At 72.2% G+C, this 18,847-nt stretch carries 20 protein-coding genes and 1 riboswitch; of the genes, 9 read left to right on the top strand and 11 right to left on the bottom strand.

Annotated features, from left to right (window positions below):
• The first annotated feature begins 12 nt into the window (after window positions 1-12).
• Window positions 13-618, top strand: coding sequence for a TenA family protein (locus tag ACQEVJ_RS44415; RefSeq protein WP_433111630.1), 606 nt, complete (start codon window positions 13-15; stop codon window positions 616-618).
• Between the two features lie 22 nt (window positions 619-640).
• Entirely contained in the window at window positions 641-1,519 is an 879-nt protein-coding gene (locus ACQEVJ_RS44410) for an Fpg/Nei family DNA glycosylase (RefSeq protein ID WP_433111627.1), read from the top strand.
• Between the two features lie 13 nt (window positions 1,520-1,532).
• Here the strand turns inward: ACQEVJ_RS44410 and ACQEVJ_RS44405 are convergent, their stop codons facing one another.
• Together ACQEVJ_RS44405 and ACQEVJ_RS44400 are read right to left on the bottom strand one after the other, a co-directional pair.
• On the bottom strand, window positions 1,533-1,664 hold the full coding sequence (locus tag ACQEVJ_RS44405) for a hypothetical protein (protein ID WP_433111625.1): 132 nt from the start codon (window positions 1,662-1,664) through the stop codon (window positions 1,533-1,535).
• A gap of 4 nt (window positions 1,665-1,668) precedes the next feature.
• Window positions 1,669-1,836 carry a hypothetical protein gene (locus ACQEVJ_RS44400; RefSeq protein ID WP_433111622.1) on the bottom strand — a complete coding sequence of 56 codons (168 nt, stop codon included), beginning with the start codon at window positions 1,834-1,836 and terminating at the stop codon, window positions 1,669-1,671.
• Window positions 1,837-1,976: 140 nt separating this feature from the next.
• On the opposite strand from ACQEVJ_RS44400, the gene ACQEVJ_RS44395 reads away from it, so the two are divergent.
• The 3 genes from ACQEVJ_RS44395 to ACQEVJ_RS44385 all read left to right on the top strand — a co-directional run bounded on the left by ACQEVJ_RS44395 (window position 1,977) and on the right by ACQEVJ_RS44385 (window position 7,288).
• Window positions 1,977-2,300 carry a rhodanese-like domain-containing protein gene (locus ACQEVJ_RS44395; RefSeq protein WP_433111619.1) on the top strand — a complete coding sequence of 108 codons (324 nt, stop codon included), beginning with the start codon at window positions 1,977-1,979 and terminating at the stop codon, window positions 2,298-2,300.
• A 55-nt stretch (window positions 2,301-2,355) separates the two neighbouring features.
• Window positions 2,356-2,472: riboswitch (TPP riboswitch) on the top strand.
• Window positions 2,463-3,803 carry a purine-cytosine permease family protein gene (locus tag ACQEVJ_RS44390; protein WP_433111616.1) on the top strand — a complete coding sequence of 447 codons (1,341 nt, stop codon included), beginning with the start codon at window positions 2,463-2,465 and terminating at the stop codon, window positions 3,801-3,803. (Overlaps the previous riboswitch by 10 nt.)
• 155 nt (window positions 3,804-3,958) lie before the next feature.
• Window positions 3,959-7,288, top strand: coding sequence for a BTAD domain-containing putative transcriptional regulator (locus ACQEVJ_RS44385; RefSeq protein WP_433111613.1), 3,330 nt, complete (start codon window positions 3,959-3,961; stop codon window positions 7,286-7,288).
• A gap of 24 nt (window positions 7,289-7,312) precedes the next feature.
• Here ACQEVJ_RS44385 and ACQEVJ_RS44380 read toward each other — a convergent pair whose 3' ends face one another.
• The 6 genes from ACQEVJ_RS44380 to ACQEVJ_RS44355 form a co-directional block, all read right to left on the bottom strand.
• Window positions 7,313-9,448: a peptidase domain-containing ABC transporter gene (locus tag ACQEVJ_RS44380; RefSeq protein WP_433111610.1), complete on the bottom strand. Its 2,136-nt coding sequence runs from the start codon at window positions 9,446-9,448 to the stop codon at window positions 7,313-7,315.
• Window positions 9,445-9,765 carry a hypothetical protein gene (locus tag ACQEVJ_RS44375; protein WP_433111607.1) on the bottom strand — a complete coding sequence of 107 codons (321 nt, stop codon included), beginning with the start codon at window positions 9,763-9,765 and terminating at the stop codon, window positions 9,445-9,447. Before ACQEVJ_RS44375 ends, ACQEVJ_RS44380 begins: the two co-directional genes overlap by 4 nt.
• 19 nt (window positions 9,766-9,784) lie before the next feature.
• Window positions 9,785-10,798: a TIGR04500 family putative peptide maturation system protein gene (locus ACQEVJ_RS44370; RefSeq protein WP_433111605.1), complete on the bottom strand. Its 1,014-nt coding sequence runs from the start codon at window positions 10,796-10,798 to the stop codon at window positions 9,785-9,787.
• Complete coding sequence (locus ACQEVJ_RS44365; RefSeq protein ID WP_433111602.1) at window positions 10,795-11,796, bottom strand: MvdC/MvdD family ATP grasp protein; 1,002 nt, start codon at window positions 11,794-11,796, stop codon at window positions 10,795-10,797. Before ACQEVJ_RS44365 ends, ACQEVJ_RS44370 begins: the two co-directional genes overlap by 4 nt.
• Before the next feature lie 68 nt (window positions 11,797-11,864).
• Window positions 11,865-12,026 carry a hypothetical protein gene (locus tag ACQEVJ_RS44360; protein ID WP_433111599.1) on the bottom strand — a complete coding sequence of 54 codons (162 nt, stop codon included), beginning with the start codon at window positions 12,024-12,026 and terminating at the stop codon, window positions 11,865-11,867.
• A 183-nt stretch (window positions 12,027-12,209) separates the two neighbouring features.
• Window positions 12,210-12,770 (bottom strand): methylated-DNA--[protein]-cysteine S-methyltransferase, encoded by a 561-nt coding sequence (locus ACQEVJ_RS44355; protein WP_433111596.1) that lies wholly within the window; start codon window positions 12,768-12,770, stop codon window positions 12,210-12,212.
• 194 nt (window positions 12,771-12,964) lie between these two features.
• On the opposite strand from ACQEVJ_RS44355, the gene ACQEVJ_RS44350 reads away from it, so the two are divergent.
• Window positions 12,965-14,848, top strand: a complete 1,884-nt coding sequence (locus ACQEVJ_RS44350) for a PAS domain S-box protein (protein ID WP_433113294.1) — start codon at window positions 12,965-12,967, stop codon at window positions 14,846-14,848.
• Between the two features lie 150 nt (window positions 14,849-14,998).
• Entirely contained in the window at window positions 14,999-15,451 is a 453-nt protein-coding gene (locus ACQEVJ_RS44345; RefSeq protein WP_433111593.1) for an ATP-binding protein, read from the top strand.
• A 141-nt stretch (window positions 15,452-15,592) separates the two neighbouring features.
• Here the strand turns inward: ACQEVJ_RS44345 and ACQEVJ_RS44340 are convergent, their stop codons facing one another.
• The 3 genes from ACQEVJ_RS44340 to ACQEVJ_RS44330 form a co-directional block, all read right to left on the bottom strand.
• Window positions 15,593-16,255, bottom strand: coding sequence for a YidC/Oxa1 family membrane protein insertase (locus ACQEVJ_RS44340; RefSeq protein ID WP_433111590.1), 663 nt, complete (start codon window positions 16,253-16,255; stop codon window positions 15,593-15,595).
• A gap of 77 nt (window positions 16,256-16,332) precedes the next feature.
• Window positions 16,333-16,614: a DUF6412 domain-containing protein gene (locus tag ACQEVJ_RS44335; protein WP_433111587.1), complete on the bottom strand. Its 282-nt coding sequence runs from the start codon at window positions 16,612-16,614 to the stop codon at window positions 16,333-16,335.
• Window position 16,615: 1 nt separating this feature from the next.
• Window positions 16,616-16,783: a hypothetical protein gene (locus tag ACQEVJ_RS44330; RefSeq protein WP_433111584.1), complete on the bottom strand. Its 168-nt coding sequence runs from the start codon at window positions 16,781-16,783 to the stop codon at window positions 16,616-16,618.
• Between the two features lie 224 nt (window positions 16,784-17,007).
• Here ACQEVJ_RS44330 and ACQEVJ_RS44325 point away from each other — a divergent pair, with 224 nt between their 5' ends.
• Together ACQEVJ_RS44325 and ACQEVJ_RS44320 are read left to right on the top strand one after the other, a co-directional pair.
• The gene (locus ACQEVJ_RS44325; RefSeq protein WP_433111581.1) at window positions 17,008-17,721 is read left to right on the top strand and encodes a response regulator transcription factor; all 714 of its coding nucleotides are present in this window, start codon (window positions 17,008-17,010) and stop codon (window positions 17,719-17,721) included.
• Window positions 17,718-18,839, top strand: coding sequence for a sensor histidine kinase (locus ACQEVJ_RS44320; RefSeq protein ID WP_433111578.1), 1,122 nt, complete (start codon window positions 17,718-17,720; stop codon window positions 18,837-18,839). The genes ACQEVJ_RS44325 and ACQEVJ_RS44320 overlap by 4 nt, the downstream gene beginning before the upstream one ends.
• Window positions 18,840-18,847: the final 8 nt, after the last annotated feature.

The following is an 18,847-nucleotide window of genomic DNA, read 5'->3' as shown; positions in this document are numbered from 1 at the left end:
CAATGAGCCCTTATGGGAATCTCTGCGGACCTGCACGCCATCGGACGGCCGATGCTGGACGCCCAGCTCGCGCACCCGACCGTACGCGGCATCGCGGCGGGCGACCTGCCCGAGCCGGTCTTCCGGTCATGGCTGGAGCAGGACTACCTGTACCTGCTCGACTACGTCCGGGTGTTCTCGCGGCTGGCCTGGCAGGCTCCGGACACGCACCTCGGCGACCTGGTCGACCTGGCGTACGCGACGTGGCACGACGAGCTCGACCTGCACCGGTCGCTGTCGGCGGAGTTCGGCGCCGACCTGGACGGGGCGGTGAAGGGCCCCGCCTGCGCGGCGTACACCGCGTTCCTGCTGGAGTCCGCGGCGGACTACGGCGAGGGGCTGGCGGCCCTGTACCCCTGCATGTGGGGCTACTCGACGCTCGGCCGCCTCCTGGCCGCCGACCCGCCCGCCGAGCCGCGCTACCGGGCCTGGGTGGACACCTACGCCGACCCCGGTTTCGCCGCCCTCGCCGCGCGCATCGCCGTCATGATCGACGAGGCGGCTCCGGACCCGGCGCGTGCCCGGGAGCTGTTCGTCCGGGGCATGGAACACGAACTCGCGTTCTGGGACGTCCCTTAACCGGCCGGGTTAGTGTGAGGGCATGCCGGAGCTGCCCGAGGTCGAGGCGCTCGCCGAGTTCCTCCGCGAGCACGCCGTCGGCGATGCCGTCGTCGGGGTCGACGTGACCGCCTTCCAGGCGCTCAAGACCGTCGACCCGCCCGTCACCGCGCTCGCCGGGCTGCTCGTGACCGGCGTGGCGCGGCACGGCAAGTTCCTCGACGTCGACTGCGACGGCCTGCACTTCGTCACCCATCTGGCCCGCGGCGGCTGGCTGCGCTGGCGTGACGACCTCACCGGGGCGAAACCGGTGCGGCCGGGCAAGGGCCCGCTCGCGGTCCGGGTGAGGCTGTCGCCCGGCGAGGACGGCCGCGCGCCCGGGTTCGAGCTGACCGAGGCGGGCACGCAGAAGCGCCTGGCCGTCTACGTGGTGCGCGATCCGGAGGACGTCCCCGGCATCGCCGGCCTCGGGCCCGACCCGCTGGCCGAGGACTTCACGCCGGACCTGCTCAAGACGATCGTGGGCGGGAGCCGCGCCCAGATCAAGGGCCTGCTGCGGGACCAGAAGGTGATCGCGGGCATCGGCAACGCCTACTCCGACGAGGTGCTGCACGTCGCCAAGATGTCCCCCTTCAAGATCGCTGGAACGCTGACGGACGGCCAGGTCGCCGACCTGCACGACGCGATCGTGAGCACGCTGCGGGACGCGGTCGGGCGGGCCAGAGGGCTGGCCGCCAAGGACCTCAAGTCGGAGAAGAAGTCGGGCCTGCGCGTGCACGGCCGTACGGGCGAGGCGTGCGAGGTGTGCGGCGACACGATCAGGGAGGTGTCGTTCGCCGACTCGTCGCTGCAGTACTGCCCGACCTGCCAGACCGGCGGCAAGCCGCTGGCCGACCGCCGGCTGTCGCGCCTGCTGAAGTAGGCCCGCGAGGACGTCAGGCCCGGAGGAACTCGGCGATCGGCTCGGCCTGGCCGAAGACGGCGTGACCGACCTGGGGGAGCAGCTTCACGGTCGCGTGCGGGACGCACGCACGGACGCGCCGCGCCGTCTGGCGGGAGTCGATCATGGTGTCACGGTCGCCGACGATGACGAGCACGGGCGTGGTAGGTCTCGCCCTCGGGCGCCGGCACCCGCACGTGCTCGGCCGGGACCGGCCAGCCGTCCAGCACCTTCCGGTAGTGGTCGAGGAGCTCGCGCCGGCCGGCCTCGGACTTGTAGATCAACCTTTCGTCACTCATCGCTCCTCAACATATGTGATTGAGGGATAGATGAGGAAGTTTAGGTAGTGTCGACTCCCATTGGCACGGCCTCGGATCACCGTGGGTCACAGCTCCCGGCTCGGGCCCGGGCACCGGTGGTGTGCCGTCAGAATGGGCGCATGACATTGCCGGAAATCGCCCCCGACGCACTGCCCGAGGACGCGTACCTGCTGGACGTCCGCGAGAACGAGGAGTGGGTGGCCGGCCACGCTCCCGGCGCCGTCCACATCCCGCTCGGCGAGCTGCAGGCGCGGGTGGACGAGGTGCCGCACGACCGGCCGGTGTACGTGGTCTGCCGGGTCGGCGGCCGGTCGGCGCACGCCGCGATGTGGCTCAACCACATCGGCAGGGACGCCGTGAACGTGGACGGCGGCATGCGGACCTGGGCCGCCGTCGGGCGTCCGATGGTGAGCGAGACCGGTCAGGCGCCCTACGTGGCGTAGGGACAGAGCCGGCTTAGGAAAACGGTCAAAGTAGTGTCATAATCCCAAAGACATCATCAATACCCGCGGGAGCTCGGGCGTGACCGGGCTGAGAGGGCGGATCGAACTCGTGCCGCCGACCGCATGAACCTGTCCGGATAATGCCGGCGTAGGGAGCGTGTGATGACTTCTGCCGTCGTCGACGACGTGCACGCGGAGGTTCCGCTCACCCTGGACGGGGAGGTCCCCAAGACTCTGGGCCTGCTCGACCAGGGGGCGTTCTGGGCCAATCTCGGCGTCAGCCTCCTCGGCTTCTCGGGGGCGCTGTTCCTGCTCGACCCGCTGGGCGGCAAGCCGCTCACGTTCACCGCGGCGGTGCTCGCCGCCGTCGTCGGCAGTCTGGTGGGGACGGCCATGGTCGGCCTGGCCGCGATCCCCGGCGTACGCACGGGGCGGCCCGCGATGGTGCTGCTGCGCGGCCTGTTCGGGGCTCGGCTCTCGTACATCCCGACCGTGCTGAACATCGTGCAGATGCTCGGCTGGGGCGCCTTCGAGCTGTGGGTCATCGCCAACGGCGCACAGGCGCTGTTCGGCACGGCGGTGCCGTACGCGGTATGGGCGGTCGCGGCGGGCGCGCTGACGATCGCGCTGACGATCCGGCCGCTCGGCTCGCTGCGGCTGCTGCGCCGCTACGTCACGGCGGGCGTGGTGGTCGCGATGATCTGGCTGTCGGTCGCCCTGTTCGCCAAGGGACCGTCCGTGGGGGGCGGTTCCTGGGACGCCTTCGCCCCGGCCGTCGACTACGTCATCGCGTTGTCGGTGTCGTGGGTGCCGATGGCCGCCGACTACGCCAGGCACTCGCGGTCGAGCGGCGCGGCGTTCACCGGCGTGGTCGCCGGATACACGATCGCCCAGGTGGCCTGCCTGGCCCTCGGCATCGCCGCGCTCGCGCTGGTCGGCAACGACGGGGACAAGGTGTGGGAGCCGTTCGTGGCCGCCCCTCTCGGGGTCCTGTTCTTCGGCATCCTGGTGCTGCGCGAGGCCGACCAGTCGTTCGCGAACGTCTACTCGACGACCGTGTCGATCCAGAACCTCGCGCCGCGCTGGGACCGCCGGGCGATCTCGATCGTGATCGGCGTGCTCACCACGCTGATCGCGCTGTTCGCCGACGTGAACTCCTACGGCGCGTTCCTGAGCGTGATCGGGGCGGTGTTCGTGCCGATGTTCGCCGTGCTCGTGGTGGACTACTTCCTGCTCGGCGGGGCCGCCCGGTGGAACACGGCCGAGGACGCCCCCTCCCGCTGGCTCATGGTCGTGCCGTGGATCCTCGGGTTCGCGGCGTACTGGATCGTGACCTCCACCCCGACGGTCGGCTGGTGGGACGGGATCTGGACCGAGGTCCGCCTCGCCCTCGGGTTCGTCCACCAGCCCTGGATGAACGCCGCGCTCGCCGCTTTCCTCGTCGCCGCGCTGGCGACCGTGGCGCTGTCCCTCCCGGCCCGCCGCCTGCGGTCGCGCCGTTAGAGCCGGCCGGCTTCCCACTCGGGTTGGTTTCTCACCCCGCCGGTTTCTCACCCATAGGCAAGTGAGTTCCAAGTCGGCACCGCAAGACTGCTGCCCAGGGAAGGCCCGCGCCGGCCTCCACCATCAGAGAGGCTGTGGGGGCAGTGGAATTCCGGGTGCTGGGTCCTTTCGAAGTCCGGGACGGCGAGGCACTGGTCGGCGTCGGGGGCCCGCGGCAACGGGCCGTCCTGGCCCGGCTGGTGCTCGCCGCGGGCGCGGTGGTCTCCACGGAGACGTTGATCGAGGACCTCTATCACGGCACGCCGCCAGCGACCGCACTCGAGTCGATCCACGTCTACGTGTCGAACCTGCGTCGTGTCGTCGAACCGCGGCGGGCGCCGCGCACCCCTCCCCGGCTCCTCGTCGCGAAACGCCCCGGCTATCTGCTCGCGACCCCGGACGTCGACGCCCTGCGGTTCGGCGGGCTCGTCGCCGAGGCGGAAGGCAGGCCGCCCGCCCGGGCGCTCGCGCTGCTCGACGAGGCGCTGGGGCTCTGTCGCGGCCTGCCGTACGCCGACTTCGCGGGCGAGCTGTGGGCCGTCACCGAGGTGAACCGCCTCAACGATCTGCGCCTGGTCGCCGTCGAGCGCCGCGCACAGGCACAGCTCGACCTGGGCCGGCCCGAGGGGGTGATCCGGGACCTGGAGGCCGAGACCGGGGAGCATCCGCTACGCGAACGGCTGTGGTGGCTGCTGGCCCTCGCGTACTACAGGGCCGGTCGCCAGGTGGACGCGCTGGCCACATTGCGGCGCGCCAGGAGCCACATCGCCGATCAGCTCGGGCTCGATCCGGGCCCGCAGCTGCGGGCGTTGGAGAAGGACATCCTCCGGCAGTCCCCGTCTCTCATCGCCCCGCCTTTCACCACGCCGTCCCTCACCATCTCCGGCGGGCCCGCCGAGCCCGCGCCCGATCGGCCGGCCTCAGGAAAGGCGCGCTCGCCGCACGGGCGCGACCGGCAGCTCGCGGAGATGGAGTCGATGCTCGGCGGCGGAGTGAGCACGATCGCGGTGACCGGGGAACCGGGCATCGGCAAGACCTGGCTGCTGAAGGCGTTCAGGGCTCGGTGCGCGGAGCGGGGACACCTGACCCTCTGGGGCGGCTGCCACGATCTCGACACCGCCCTGCCCCTGCGGCCGTGGATCCAGGTCCTGAGGTCGCTGGAGCACGTCCATCCGGCTCCCGACCCCGGGGCCCTGGCCGGGCTCCTCGACGAGGAGGTCCCACAAGGATTGGCACAGGGATCGGCACAGGGATCGGCGCACGGGGCGCGTCAGCGGCGTCATCAGGCCGTCGCCGAGTGGCTCTGCGCCGCCGCCCGGGACCGGCCGATCGTGATCATTCTGGACGACCTCCAGTGGGCCGACCCGGCGTCCCTGGGATTGCTGCGCGATGTGACGGCGCTCGTCGGCGACTCGGCGGAGCATGTCCCGCTCACGCTGGTGACCGCGTTCCGGGATACCGCCCGGGCCGGTCAGCTCGACGACGTGCTCGCCGGATTCGCGCGATACAACCTGCTCCGCATCCGGCTCGCGGGCCTCGAGACCCCGGCCATCCGGGCCATCGCCGTGACCGTGGGCGCCGAGGTCGACGAGCGGACAGCTCACCTGCTGACGCGGCGCACCGGCGGCAACCCGTTCTTCGTACGTGAGACGGCCCGGCTGCTGGCGCAGGGCCGCCCGCTGGACACGGTTCCCGACGCGGTCGCCGGCCTGATCCACCAGCGGCTGGCGGCGCTGGATCCGGGGGTCGTCGAGGTGCTCCGGATCGCCGCGGTGATCGGCAGGGACTTCGATCCCGGCGTCGTGGGCGAGGTGCGGGCGGCGCCCGTGTACGACCTGCTGGACCAGGCCGTGCGCACCGGTCTCGTCGTCGTCGCCGGGCGCCGGATGGGCTTCGCCCACGACCTGGTGCGGGAGACACTGCTGCAGGAGATCCCGCCGCTGCGCAGGGCCGTCATCCACCGGCAGGTGATGAACGCGTTCGTCGAACGGCCCGGAGCCGACGTCGCCGTCATCGCCCATCACGCGATCCAGGCCGGGCCCGCGGCGTACGCGGAGGCGGCGCACTGGGCCGCCGCGATGGCCGAGCAGTCGGGTCTCCGCCTGGCCTACGAGGAGGCGGCCACCTGGTGGGGCCGTGCGGTGGAGGCACACGGGGCCACGGCCGGCGATCCGGCCGACCACGTCGAGCTGCTGCTGCGGCAGGCCCGCGCCCTGCTCGACGCCGGCGACGCCCTGGCCGCCCGGAGCGTACGGGCGCGGGCGATACGGGTGGCCGACCGGGTGGCGGGTGCCGGCGGGCCCGTGCTGGTCGCCCGGGCGCTCACCGCGCTGGACGCGCCCTCGATCTGGAACCTGCGCAATCCGTACGAGGAGGTCGAACTCCAGCTCGTGCACCGGTTCGAGCGCGCGTTGGACGTCATGCCCGGGGTCGCGGGCCCCGAGCGGGCGCGGCTGCTCGGCGGGCTGGCCCAGGAGCTGTACGACGGGTCGGACGACCCGCGCTGCCACCTCTACTCCGCGCAGGCGGTCGAGACGGCCCGAAGTGTCGGCGATCCGCATCTGCTGATGCGTGCGCTGAACGCCCGCTATCTGTCGATCCCCAGCTCGATCTACACGGAGGAGGCGCGGGAGATCGCGAGGGAGCTGGAAGAGCTGGGCCAGAAGACCCGGACGCCCGAGTTCGAGCTGCTCGCGCAGATGATGTGGACCTACCGTCGTATGGAGGTGTTCGACGTCGCGGGAGCGGACGAGGCGGCCGCCCGGTGCGACGCCATGCTGGCCCGCATGCCGCTGCCCTGGCCGCGCTTCCAGCACACGATGTGGCGTGCGGGGCGGCTCACGCTCCGGGGGCGGTACGACGACGCCGAGGCCCTCTACGCCGACCTCGACCGGCAGGCCGAAGGCATCGGCATGTGGTACGCGGGATCCATCGTGTCCCTGGGCCGCATCCTCCTCGCCTACGACAGGGGGACGATGAGCGAGGCGGAGCCCCTGATCGACTCGGTCGCCGGCACCAACCCCTGCGGGGACCAGGCGCTTCGCGTGCTCCTGCGGTGCGGACAGGGTGGAAGGGAAGCACAGGGTGGAAGGGAAGCACAGCGCAGAGGGGAAGAGGCCCGCGAGCCGGCCGCCGACGGGTGGCGGCCAGCGCCGCGCGACTGGTCGTGGCTGACCTTCACCTGTCTTCAGGGCGCCGCGCAGGCGGCGGTCGGCGACGTCCGCGCCTGCGCGGCCACGTACTCCGCCCTCCTGCCCTACAAGGGACGGATCTCGGTCGGAGCCGCCATCGCCTTTCTGGGGCCGGTGGACTGGTTCCTGGCGATACTCGCCTCGGCCATGGGAGACGACGCCGCCGCGGCCCGGCACCACGCCAGGCTCGCCCGGCTCGCCGGCAGGGCGGGTCTCGATCTGTGGCGGGACCGTGCCGTCGCCGCGGCCGGCTGATCGCGCCGAGCCGGATGAGGTGGGCTATCGCTGGCGCAGGCCGGCCGCGACGAGCGCGGCGTACGTGCCGCCCTGGGCCATCAGCTGGTCGTGGGTGCCGCCTTGCACGATGCGTCCGGAGTCGAGGACGAGGATGAGATCGGCGTCCCTGACCGTGCTCAGCCGGTGGGCGATGACGATCCGGGTCTGGGGGAGCCAGGCCAGGTTGGCCTCGACGGCGGCCTCGGTGGCGCTGTCGAGGTTGCTGGTGGCCTCGTCCAGCAGCAGCACCTTGGGCCGGGCCAGCACGGCGCGGGCCAGGGCCAGGCGTTGCCGCTGGCCGCCGGACAGCCCGCCGCCGTCGGTCAGCATGGTCTCGTATCCCATGGGCATGGCCGCGATCTCGTCGTGCAGGGCCGCCAGCCCGGCGGCCTGCATGATCCGCTCCAGCGGCGCGTCGGGGTCGTTGAGCGCGATGTTGTCCCGGATGGAGCCGTTGAACAGGGCCACATCCTGGGTGACGACCCCGAACTGGCGGCGCAGCGTGCTCAGGTTCAGCTCGGCGGCGGGAACGCCGTCGTAGCGGATCTCGCCCTCGACCGGGATGTGCAGCGCCAGCAGGAGCCGGGCCAGCGTGCTCTTGCCCGAGCCGGATGGTCCCACCAGGGCGACCTTCTGTCCCGGGCGGATCGTCACCGACACGCCTCGCACGATCCACGGGCCGCGCGGGTCGTGCCGGAAGCCGACGTTACGTAGCTCGATCGCGCCGCGCAGGCGCAGCACCTCGATGCCCTGGCTGGGCTCGGGGGCGGAGGCGAGGATGTCGGTCAGCCGGTCGAAGTGCGCGCCCGCCTGCTGGATGCTCTGCAGGCTGGTCATCAGCGAGGCGAGCGGGGTGAGCGCGGCCAGCGCGACGGCGTTGAGCGCGATCAGGGAGCCCGTGCTGAGCTGCCCGTCCAGCACCCGCCAGGCCCCGAGCCACAGCAACCCGAGCGGGGTGGTCACGCGGATCGCGGACAGCGCGGCCTCCAGGAGGCCGTGGGTGAGCCCGCTGCGCACGTCCGCGTCGAGCTGCCGGGCGAAGTGGGACGACCACTGCTCCATCGCCCTGCGTTCCGCGCCCGACGCCTTGAGCGTCTCGATTCCGCTGATCGTCTGGATGAGGCTGCTCTGCGAGGCCGACAGCGCCGCGAGCTCCTGCTGTGCCAGCCGGTGCACGCGGCGGGACGTGGCCGCGAGCAGCACCGACTGCAGCGCGACCACGCCTGTCAGCGCCGCCCCGAAGACGGGGTCGCGCAGGTAGACCAGCGCCAGGTAGCCGACGGCGAGCGGCCCGTCCAGGAGCGCGGTGACGATCTGGCCGGTGAGCAGCTCGCGCAGCGTCGAGACGCTGGTGGCCCGGGTCACCAGGTCGCCGGTGCCGCGCCGGGTGAAGTACCGGTACGGCAGGGCCACGAGGTGGGAGACCACCCCCTCGGTGAGCTCCCGGTCGGCGCGGGCGCGCACCGCCACCAGCAGGGCCGCGCGCAGGTACGCCAGGACGAGCTGGGCGGCCCCCGCCAGCAGCACTCCCACGCCGAGCAGCGGCAGCAGGCCGGAGGCGCCGTGCGGGATGACCGTGTCCAGCAGCAGCTCGGACAGCAGCGGCATGGCCAGGCCAAGCACCTGCAGCAGCAGCGACGCCGCGATGACCTGCACGAGCAGGCCGCGCCGCCGCCGTAGCAGTGTGCGCACGAACTCCCGCCGCCACGCGCTCGCCAGCGACGTCGACCCGCGCCGGAACCCCTCCCCCGGCTCGAAGACCAGCAGCACCCCGGTGAAGGCGGCGGAGAACTCATCCTGGGTCAGCCGTCGCCGCCCCTGTCCGGGATCGACGATGTCCACCCGGTCGACCGACCACCGCTCGATTACCACGAAGTGGTTGAACTCCCAGTGCGCGACGGCCGGAAGCGGCACCCGGGCCAGGTCCTCGGGATCGAGCGAGAATCCCCGCGCCTTCAGGCCATGCTCACGGGCGCCTTGCAGAAGCGCGCGGGCGCTCAGCCCGTCCCTGCCGACACCGAGGCGCTCCGACAGCTCGGTCAGCGTGACGCGGTGGCCGTGATGGGACAGCACCATGGACAGGCACGCGGTGCCGCACTCGGTGGGCGTGTTCTGCAGCACCACCGGGACACGCCTCACCGGGCCGCCTCCGACGCCAGCACCGCCACGACTACTCCGGCGACCACCAGCAGGGCCACCGTGATCCACAACGCCAGGAACGACGGCCCGCGGAGCGGGGCCGGCACGCGCGTCTCCCGGCTCCGTGCGGCGTGCCGCCGCAGCGCCTCCTCCCGGAAGACGCCGCGCTCCTGCCCCCGGGAGGGGAGGCCGGACTCGCGTGGCGGACCCGGCGGCCGGACCGCCCGGCGGTCCTCCCAGTTCCCGGCGGAGGGCCGGGGAGACATGGGCCGGGTGTGGTCGGGATCCGGCACGGGCGGGGGGAACGACGTGGTCATCGGCGTTGCCTTGTGCCGCTCAGAGCCAGTGCCAGGTGATCTCGGCCGCCGCGCGGCGCGCCGCCATGAACGCGGCGAAGCCCGCCCGTCCCGCCGCCGGCAGCGTCGCCGGATCCGCGAGGTCCGCAGGCCGCCGTTCGCGCACGACCCCGAACAGGTGCCCGGCGCCGTACGACACCGGCCCAACGACCTCGCCGGCCGCGGCGTCCCGGAGCGGTTCCGGCAGCTCGCGGGCGACCCGGACCGCCGCCGTCACATCGAGGTCACCCCGCGACAGCACCGCCGCGCCGAGAGCCGCCAACGGGTCTTCCGACGCGGCGAGGCCGGCCAGTAGCTCCGCGCTCCCCGTAGCCCATACCGCCCAGACCTGGTCGAACTCCTCGGGGTGGCGCTCCAGATAGTCCCGCGCGGTCTCCCGCTCGACCCGCGCCCGCACCCGTCGCTTCAGGGCGAGCCCGTGGATGTGGTTGTCGTAGGCCTCCCCGGTGAGCCCGACCTCGCCGAGCCAGCGCAGCATCTGCTCGCGGGTGCGCAGCCCGCGCCGCAGCCGGTAGGCGTCCGACGCCTCCTGCAGCTCCTCCCGGGTCGGCTCGTGCTCACGCGCGATCAGCTCCTCCAGGACGCAGTGGTCGACCAGCTCCTCCTGCACGGACGGATCCCGCTTGGCGCGGGCGCGCAGCGTCAGCAGCGCGTTCTGGATCAGCAGCTCCTGGCCGTCGACGGTCAGCACCCGTCCCGAGGCCCAGTGGGTGGAGTGGTCCACCGTCCAGGGGGTGCCGTCGTCGGCCGGGGCGGTCAGCGCCACGGTTCCGCCGTCCGGGTGGTCGAGCACCAGGTCGTAGTCGACCGTGGGGCTGCCGGGCCGTACGTCGGTCACGAGCTGGGCCCGCACGTCCGGGTGCTCCGCCCGCCAGCTCTCGGCCGCGCGCCGCGCCGCCGCCACGCCGTCACGCGTACGCGGCAGGCCGCGCAGCAGCTCCACCGCCCCGGCCAGGACGCCGGCGAAGGGGGTCTCTTCGGTAGGAACGGTCATGCGGTTTCCACTGGGGTCTCGGGGCGGGGGCCGGGTTCGGCGGCGACGAGCCAGTCGGCGATCGCCGCGGAGATGGGCAGGCCGGTGGCCGACTCGATCCAGCCCCACTGGCCGGTGGGGTTGATCTCCAGGTACACGTACCGGCCGTCGGGGGTGAGGATCATGTCGATGCAGCCGTACGGCAGGCCGAGCGAGGCGGTCAGCGCCAGGCAACGGCGCTCCACGTCCTCCGGCAGCCGATGGATTCCGTACGTCGAGAAGCTGCGCTCGTAGTGGCGGTAGTCGTACCGGGTCGTCCGCGACCCCTGGGAGTGGATCTCCGCGGCGAACACCCGCTCGCCCACGACCGTGATCCGCAGCTCGATCGCCTTGTCCACGTACGGCTGGAGGATCACGGGAGAGGTGGTGAGCCGGTGTCGATGAGTGAGGTGCCGCCGGGTGACCGGGGTGGTGTAGAACACGTGCTCCTCGCCGCCGAAGTGGAACGGGACGTACTCCACCTGCTTGGCGATCAGCTCGCCCCCCACCTCCTCCCAGAACGGGATGAGTTGCTCGGCGTCGTTGGTGACGAGCGTGTCGGGGGTGGTGAAGCCCAGCCGGGCCGCAGCGGCGAGGTTGAGCAGCTTGTTCTGCAGCCGGATGACGTCGATGCTCCGGCCGGGGAACCAGCGGGCGTCGACGGTGTCCTCCCAGCCGTACAGCAGGATCTGCGCCGTCTTCTCGACGTACCGCCGGTGGTCGGCGTCGGTCAGCGACTCCGGTGCTCGGGGCGGCGAGGGCCGGCGGTTCCAGACGGCGCTGAACAGGGACGTGTCGTACGCTCTGCCGCCGATGTGCAGCGTGTGCCGCCAGGGTCCGCCGCTGAGGCGCGAGGTGATCGTGCTTTCGGCCGGGTAGTCGCCCGGATCCCACCACAGGAACTCCGCCCCGCGTTCCCGCAGATGCGGGACGACCATCTCCACCGACGCGTCGTCCGCGGCGCTGAGAATCAAGATCAACGTGCTGTTTCCCATCGAGGGGGCGGCGTGACCGGGCGCCCGGTCACGCCGCCGTGCTGGTTCGACCGTCAGATGCGGACGTCCATCGGGTCGCCGTTCCCGCCTCCGAGGGAGGAGGACACCCAGGCGCATTCGGGGCCCATCAGCGGGGGCAACCCGCCGACGATGTCGTCCAGGAAGTCCTCCGGCAGCTCGGCGTTACCGTTGAGGTCGTCGATACGAGCAGACATGCTTCTCATCACCTTTCATTGAGAACGGCGGCATGCCCGGAGAACCCGTCCACGGCCGGAGAGCCGCGGCGGGACGAGTCCGGTATGCCGACGAGAAGCAGCCTGCAGGGCGCGCCTAAAGGATCACTTGTGATCTTCTAAAGGCCCCTGACGGCGCCGTCGCCCGGTCGGAGTCCGGGGCGGTCAGAGGGCGCCTTCCAGGCGGAGCAGGTGCTCCTTGGCAGCCGGGCCGCCGGCGTACCCGCCGAGCGAGCCCGGACCCTCCACGGCCCGATGACACGGCAGGAGCAGGCAGACCGGGTTGCCGGCCAGCGCGTTGGCCACCGCGCGGGGCGCCTGCGGCCGCCCGATCCGCTCGGCGATCTCCTGATAGGTGGTGACGTTGCCGTACGGCACGGCCGGCATGAGCTGGATCACCGTACGGCTGAAGCCGGTGACCAGGCGCAGGTCCACGGAGAGGGAGAAGGTGCGCAGCCTGCCCGTGAAGTACGCGTCCAGTTCCCTGCGCAGGGGGTCGAGGCGGCGCGGGTCGGGCCCGATGAACGAGCCGACGGCGCGGGAGACCCGGGCGAAGACGTCGTGCTCGTCCTCGTAGGTGCAGGCCAGCACGCCGCGTGCGGTCACCGCGAGGATCAGGCGGCCCACCGGCGCGTCGGTGGTGCCGAAGGCGACCTCGGGCGGGGCCACGCCGACGTAGCCCGGCGAGGTCACACGGAGCAGGGCTTCGAGGTCCTCGGTGGACATGGGCGCCCCACTTTCTCTTCTCTGCGTGCAGGCAGCGTATCGGAGCGGTCGCGAGGTGAAGGAAAACCCCAAGATCAAAAGGTTAAAGAAGGCACGATGGGGACGTGGGTGACAGCAGCGTGGACGGCCGGGCGGCGGACCTCGCCCCCGCGGTCCCGGACGCCGCGGTCCCGGACGCCGTCGTTCCGGACGCCGTGGTCGCGGACCTCGGGGCCTTCGGCGACGCGGTCTTCGGCGACGTCGAGGAGGGGCTCGCGCGTGCGGTCCTGGCCGGCTCCCCCGACGCGATCGTCGCGCTCGACCGCGATCTGGCCGTGCTGAGCTGGAACGCGGCGGCCGAGCGGCTGTTCGGCTGGCCCGCGTCCGATCTGCTGGGCAGGCGGGCCCCGATCGTGCCGGACGAGCTGATGGCCGAGCACAACGCCGTGCTCGAACGCGTACGCGCGGGCGGCCGGGTGTCGCTGACCACCAAGCGCCTCCACCGCGACGGGCGGCTGCTCGACTTGCGGGTGGACACGAGCGCGTTGTGCTCGCCGGGCGGCGCCCTGCTCGGATACGTGAGCGTCTACCACGCCGCCGAGGACGACGACGCCGCGCACGGCAGGATGGTGCGCCGCGCCCGCCTGGTGCGGCGGCTGACCGACGTGGTCGGCGACATCAACGCCGAGCTCGACCTGCCCGTCGTGCTCGACCGCATCGCCGCGAGCCTGACCGAGCTGACCGGCGCCGACGCCGGCGGTTTCGTCTCCATCGAGGGGGAGCGGCTGCGCCTGGTCGGCGTCCACCAGTTGCCCGAGACGCTGCGCGGCGCCACCGCCGGGCTGCACACCAGCCTGGTCGCCAAGCTGCTGCGCACCGGCAAGACCGTGCTGCTCGAGACCGGCCCGGAGGGCTTCCAGGACCTGATCTGGGCGCGCCTGCCCGGCCTGCACACGATCGCCGTGGGCATCGCCGCCGTGGGCGGGCGTCCCTATGGGGCGCTCTACGCGTTGTTCGCCCGGCGCAAGGCGAGCCATCTGGAGCTCGAACTGCTCGAACTGCTCGCCGGGCATGCCGGCATCGCGGTCGCCAACGCCATGGCGTACCAGGACGCGGTGCGGCAGCGCGCCCACGAGCGGGCCGTCTTCGACTCCAGCGCCGACGGCATCGCGGTGCTGGACGGCGCGGGCGCGGTCGTCCGATGGAACCGGGCGGCGGCCGAGCTGACCGGCCACCCGGCGGACCGGGTGATCGGAGGCCCGCCGCCCTTCCCGCTGCCGGCGCCGGGGGAGAAGCTCACCTTCCAGCTTCCGTCCGGCCGATGGCTCGACGTGCTGTGCGCGGAGATCCGGGAGACGGGGGAGACCGTCGTCGACTTCCGCGACGTGACCCGGGCCAAGGAGCTGGAGGAGGCCAAGGACCTGTTCCTCGCCACCACCAGCCACGAGCTGCGTACGCCGATCACGATCGTGCACGGCTTCGCCAGCACGCTCGACTCCCGCTGGGACCACCTGTCCGACGAGGAGCGACGGTCGGCGGTCCACACGATCGCCGAGCGGGCGCGGTCGCTCGGGCAGCTCATGGACCACCTGCTGCTCGGCGCGCGGGCGGGGGCGGAGGAGCTGAAGGTCAGGGTCGAGCCCTTCGACCTGGCCGGCCGGGTGCACGCGGCGACGCTCGGGCTGCCGGTCCTGTCCGACCGGCACCGGCTGGAGGTGGACATCCCGCCCGATCTCCCCTACGTGTACGGGGACGCGCTGGCCACCGACATCCTTCTGGCCCAGTTGCTGGAGAACGCGTTCAAGTACTCCCCCGACGGCGGCCTGATCCGGGTGGAGGCCTGGCCGGAGGACGACCGGGTCGTGCTGGTGGTGGACGACGAGGGAGTGGGCATCGCGGCGGACGACCGGGAGCGGATCTTCGAGCGGTTCGTCCAGGCCGACAGCGGCAACCGGCGCAGGTTCGGCGGGGTCGGGCTCGGGCTCTACATCGTGCGCAACCTCGCCCGCGCGCAGGGCGGGGACGTCGCCGCGCTGCCCCGATCCGGTGGGGGAACCCGCATGAGGCTGGTGTTGAACTCGGCAGGATCTTCATCCTGATAAGACAGATCGGAGCGTGGCGTCACCACTTAAGGACTGAACTATTGTCCAATGTGCACAAGCTGTGATCCGGGGCACGGTTTCCCAGCCGAGTAAGCGGGGCATTTCGGTCGTACTGGCTCGTGCAGCAGAAACGGGGGTAACGGGGAGGTGAGTGCGTCGAGCGTCGTGATGCTGCCGTACGCACCGTCGAGCGTCGCCGTCGCACGTCAGCGCCTCAGCGCCGAACTTTCGAACGCGGGGCTGCTCGCCTCCGCCGTCGATGACGTCGTGCTGATCATGAGCGAACTGCTGAGCAACGCGCTGCGCCACGCCCACCCTCTCCCGTCCGGCCAGCTCAAAGTGGCCTGGCTGTGCTCGGACACCCAGGTCGAGGTGGCCGTGAGCGACGGTGGCGCGTATACGGAACCCCGCGCGGGCCGCCCGACGCTGTCGTCCCTCGGCGGCCGTGGACTCGGCATCGTGGAGTACCTGGCCGAGCGCTGGGGGGTCAGGCACGAGGAGGAGGCGACCACCGTCTGGGCGGTCGTCCCCGCTTCATGGCCTGCCCGAAACGGGCATGTCGAGCTGTCCGAAACCCCGGTGCTGCGCGAGGTCGGCTGAGCGCCCCCGCCGCTGCGCTCCGCCCCAGCCGCTACCCGCAGGTCGTCCCCACCGCCATCCCCGGCCGCCCAGGTCGTGATCACGTGGTCATCGGGTCATGCCGTCAGCATTCCGGCTCGCCCCGAAGACCGCGGCCCGAGGTCAGGCCGTGCGCGGATAGAGGACGGCCCGCTCGGCCGTCGTCCAGGCGCTGCTCACGAGCAGGTAGACGCCCGCCGCGAGCGGGAGGAAGGCGGCCACGGCCACGGTCCAGAACGGTGTGAGGACCTGGAGGCGCCGCATCGGAGCCGTGGGCTCGACCCTGCGGGCGGCGATCACGGCCACGGCCACGAGCAGCGCGAGCAGCCCGGCGAACACCAGGACCGGCGGGCTGACCAGGCCCGCACCGGCGACCGCGGCCGCGAGGTGCTCCCCCAGCGGCACGCCGAGCACGCTCTGCGCCAGCAGCAGGTTCGGGTGCCCCGCGATCACTGCGGTCGTGAACAGCCGGTAGGTCACCATGAAGAACGGCGACTGCGCGAACGCCGGGAGGTAGCCGGTGAACTGGCCGACGCCCTCCTTGGCGTACAACGCGTTCGTCTCGCGCAGCAGTCGCTGCGGGTCGTTCTTCCACCGCGTGCGCAGCCCGTCCACCTGGGGAGCGAGGCGCGCCCGGATCCGCTGCGCACGGGCGACGCGGACGCTCAGCGGCAGCAGCGACAGCCGTACGGCGAGGGTGACCAGGACGATCGCGAGCCCGGCGCCGGTGACGTGACTGAGCGCGTCGACGAGCCGGTAGGCGGGATCGAGCACGAAGTCGAACATGGGAAGGAAGCCTTTCGTCTGTGACCTTTTGCCGGTGGATGAGGGCATGACGAAAGCGCTCGTGACCGGATGGCCGGTCAGACGAGCGCGGGGCTTCCTGATGGTGCGCGGGGACGGGGACGGCCAGGCGTGCCGGGATCGCGCAGCCTGACCATCGCCGTCTCACCGGTGTACGACGGCCTGCCCGGCCCCTGACGCAGAACGGGGACGCCGGTCAGCCGGCAGAGCATCCAGGCGAACACCAGGACGGCCACGCCGGCCAGGCCGACCGCGGTCAGCGCGCCGGAGCCCGAAGACCCGGCGGCCAACTCGGCCAGCAGCCAGACGAGCGATCCGATGGCGGCCTGGAGAGCGTTCACGTCAGCGGGACAGCTTCCCGACGACGGTGACCGCGACGACGGCGACGAGGGCGATGATCCCGATGATGAGCAGGAACTTCAGCGTCGCGAACAGTGCGGGGATCACGAATCCGAACACCAGCCAGAGGGCCAGGAGGATCCCCAGTACGGTCAGTACGGTACGGGCCATGGCTCCCAAGGTACGCGGTGGGACCGACAACCGCGAGCTTGATCGTGTCTCACCCTTCTCTGATCCAAAATCGGTTCACATACCCACGATCCATGAGGTTTCACGTGAATCATCGCGTTCGGCGGTAGTTCGCCAACAAATAGTCACGACTGCTCGCGCGGCCGGTTCTTACGAGACGATGACAGGGCTCGGCCGGGTCGCCCGGCGGATTTACCGTTGAGGGCGTGCCCTCCTCGAAGACTCCCCCGAATCCCGCCCGTGTCCTCGTGGTGGACGACGACCCGACCGTCGCCGAGGTGGTGGCCCGCTACCTGGAGCGGGACGGGCACGAGGTCGAGTGCGTGAGCGACGGCGCCGAGGCGTTGCGGCGGGCCCTGGCCGACCCGCCCGACCTGATGGTGCTCGACCTGATGCTGCCCAAGCTCGACGGCCTGCAGGTCTGCCGGAAGCTGCGGGAGCGCTGGCCCGTCCCGGTGATCATGCTGACCGCCCTCGGCGAGGAGATGGACCGGGTGGTCGGCCTGGAGACCGGTGCCGACGACTACGTGACGAAGCCGTTCAGCCCGCGCGAGCTGGCCCTGCGCGTGCAGTCCGTGCTGCGGAGGGCCCGCGGCGCGCTGGTGCCGACGGGCACCGGCGTGCTGCGCGACGCCGACCTGGTGGTGGACGTCGGCGCCCACGAGGTGCGCCTGGGCGGCAAGGAGATCACGCTGACCGCCCGGGAGTTCGACCTGCTCGTCTACCTGCTGCGCAATCCCCGTCAGGCGTTCAGCCGCGCGGCCCTGCTCGACCAGGTCTGGGGCTGGTCGTTCGGCGACTCCTCCACCGTGACGGTCCACGTGCGCAGGCTGAGGGAGAAGATCGAGGACGACCCCACCGATCCGCGTCGGATCGTCACGGTCTGGGGCGTCGGCTACCGCTACGAGCCGCTGTCGTGATCGTCCAGATCGTCGCGGTCGCCGCCGGGCTCGGTCTCGTCATCGCGGCCCTCGGCCTGGCGCTGCTGCGGGTGCTGCGCCGCCGGTCGATCGGCGTGATGCTCGCGGTCGTCGCGGCCGTGACGGTCTCCGCGACGCTGGCCGGGGTCGTCGCCATCACCCTCGCCATGATCATCGACGGACGGCCGAAGAACATCGTGCTGACCGTCGTCGGCATCGGCGGCCTGGTGGGCCTCGGCGTCGCGCTGGTGAACGCCCGGACGGTGGTGCGCGCCAGCCGGAGCCTCGTCGGCGCGCTCGAGAGCGTGCCGCCCTCCGGCCGGTTCACCCCGCCGCCCGCGCCGCTCCCGGCCGAACTGCAGACCATCGGCACCGCGCTGGAGCAGGCGTACGAGCGGCTGCGGCTGGGCCGTGAGCGCGAGCGGGCGCTGGAGAGCGCGCGGCGCGAACTGGTCGCGTGGGTCAGCCACGACCTGCGCACTCCCCTCGCGGGCATGCGGGCGATGGTGGAGGCACTGGAGGACGGGGTGGTCGACGACCCCGAGACCGTCAAGCGCTACCACGTCCAGATCAGGGTGGAGGTCGACCGGCTCGCCGGCATGGTGGAGGACCTGTTCGAGCTGTCGCGCATCCACGCGGGCACGCTGCGGCCCACGCCCACCCGCACGGGGCTCGGCGACCTCGTCGCGGACACCCTCGCCGCCGTCGAGCCGCTGGCCCGCGCCGAGGGCGTGCACCTGACCGGCGAGGCGGACCCGCGGGTCCCCGTGTACGCGGACGCCGGGCAACTCGGCCGGGCCGTACGCAACCTGGTGGTGAACGCCATCCGCCACACGCCCGCCGGGGGCACGGTCGTCGTGCGGGCGGTGGCGGAAGGGACGGCCGCCCGCCTGTCCGTGCTGGACGGCTGCGGCGGCATCCCTGAGGAGGACCTTCCCCGGGTCTTCGACGTCGCGTTCCGCGGTGAGGCGGCGCGGACGCCCGGCCCCGGCCCCGGCGGCGGCGCCGGTCTCGGCCTCGCGATCGCGCGCGGCATCGTGGAGGCCCACGACGGCGAGATCGGCGTGGTCAACGAGGGCCCGGGCTGCCTCTTCACGATCACGCTGCCGTCGGCCTGACAGCACGG

The organism is Microbispora sp. CA-102843, from assembly GCF_050936215.1.
Taxonomy (GTDB): domain Bacteria; phylum Actinomycetota; class Actinomycetes; order Streptosporangiales; family Streptosporangiaceae; genus Microbispora.
Note: the sequence above shows the minus strand (reverse complement) of the source record. Positions and strands in the feature narration are given on the sequence as shown.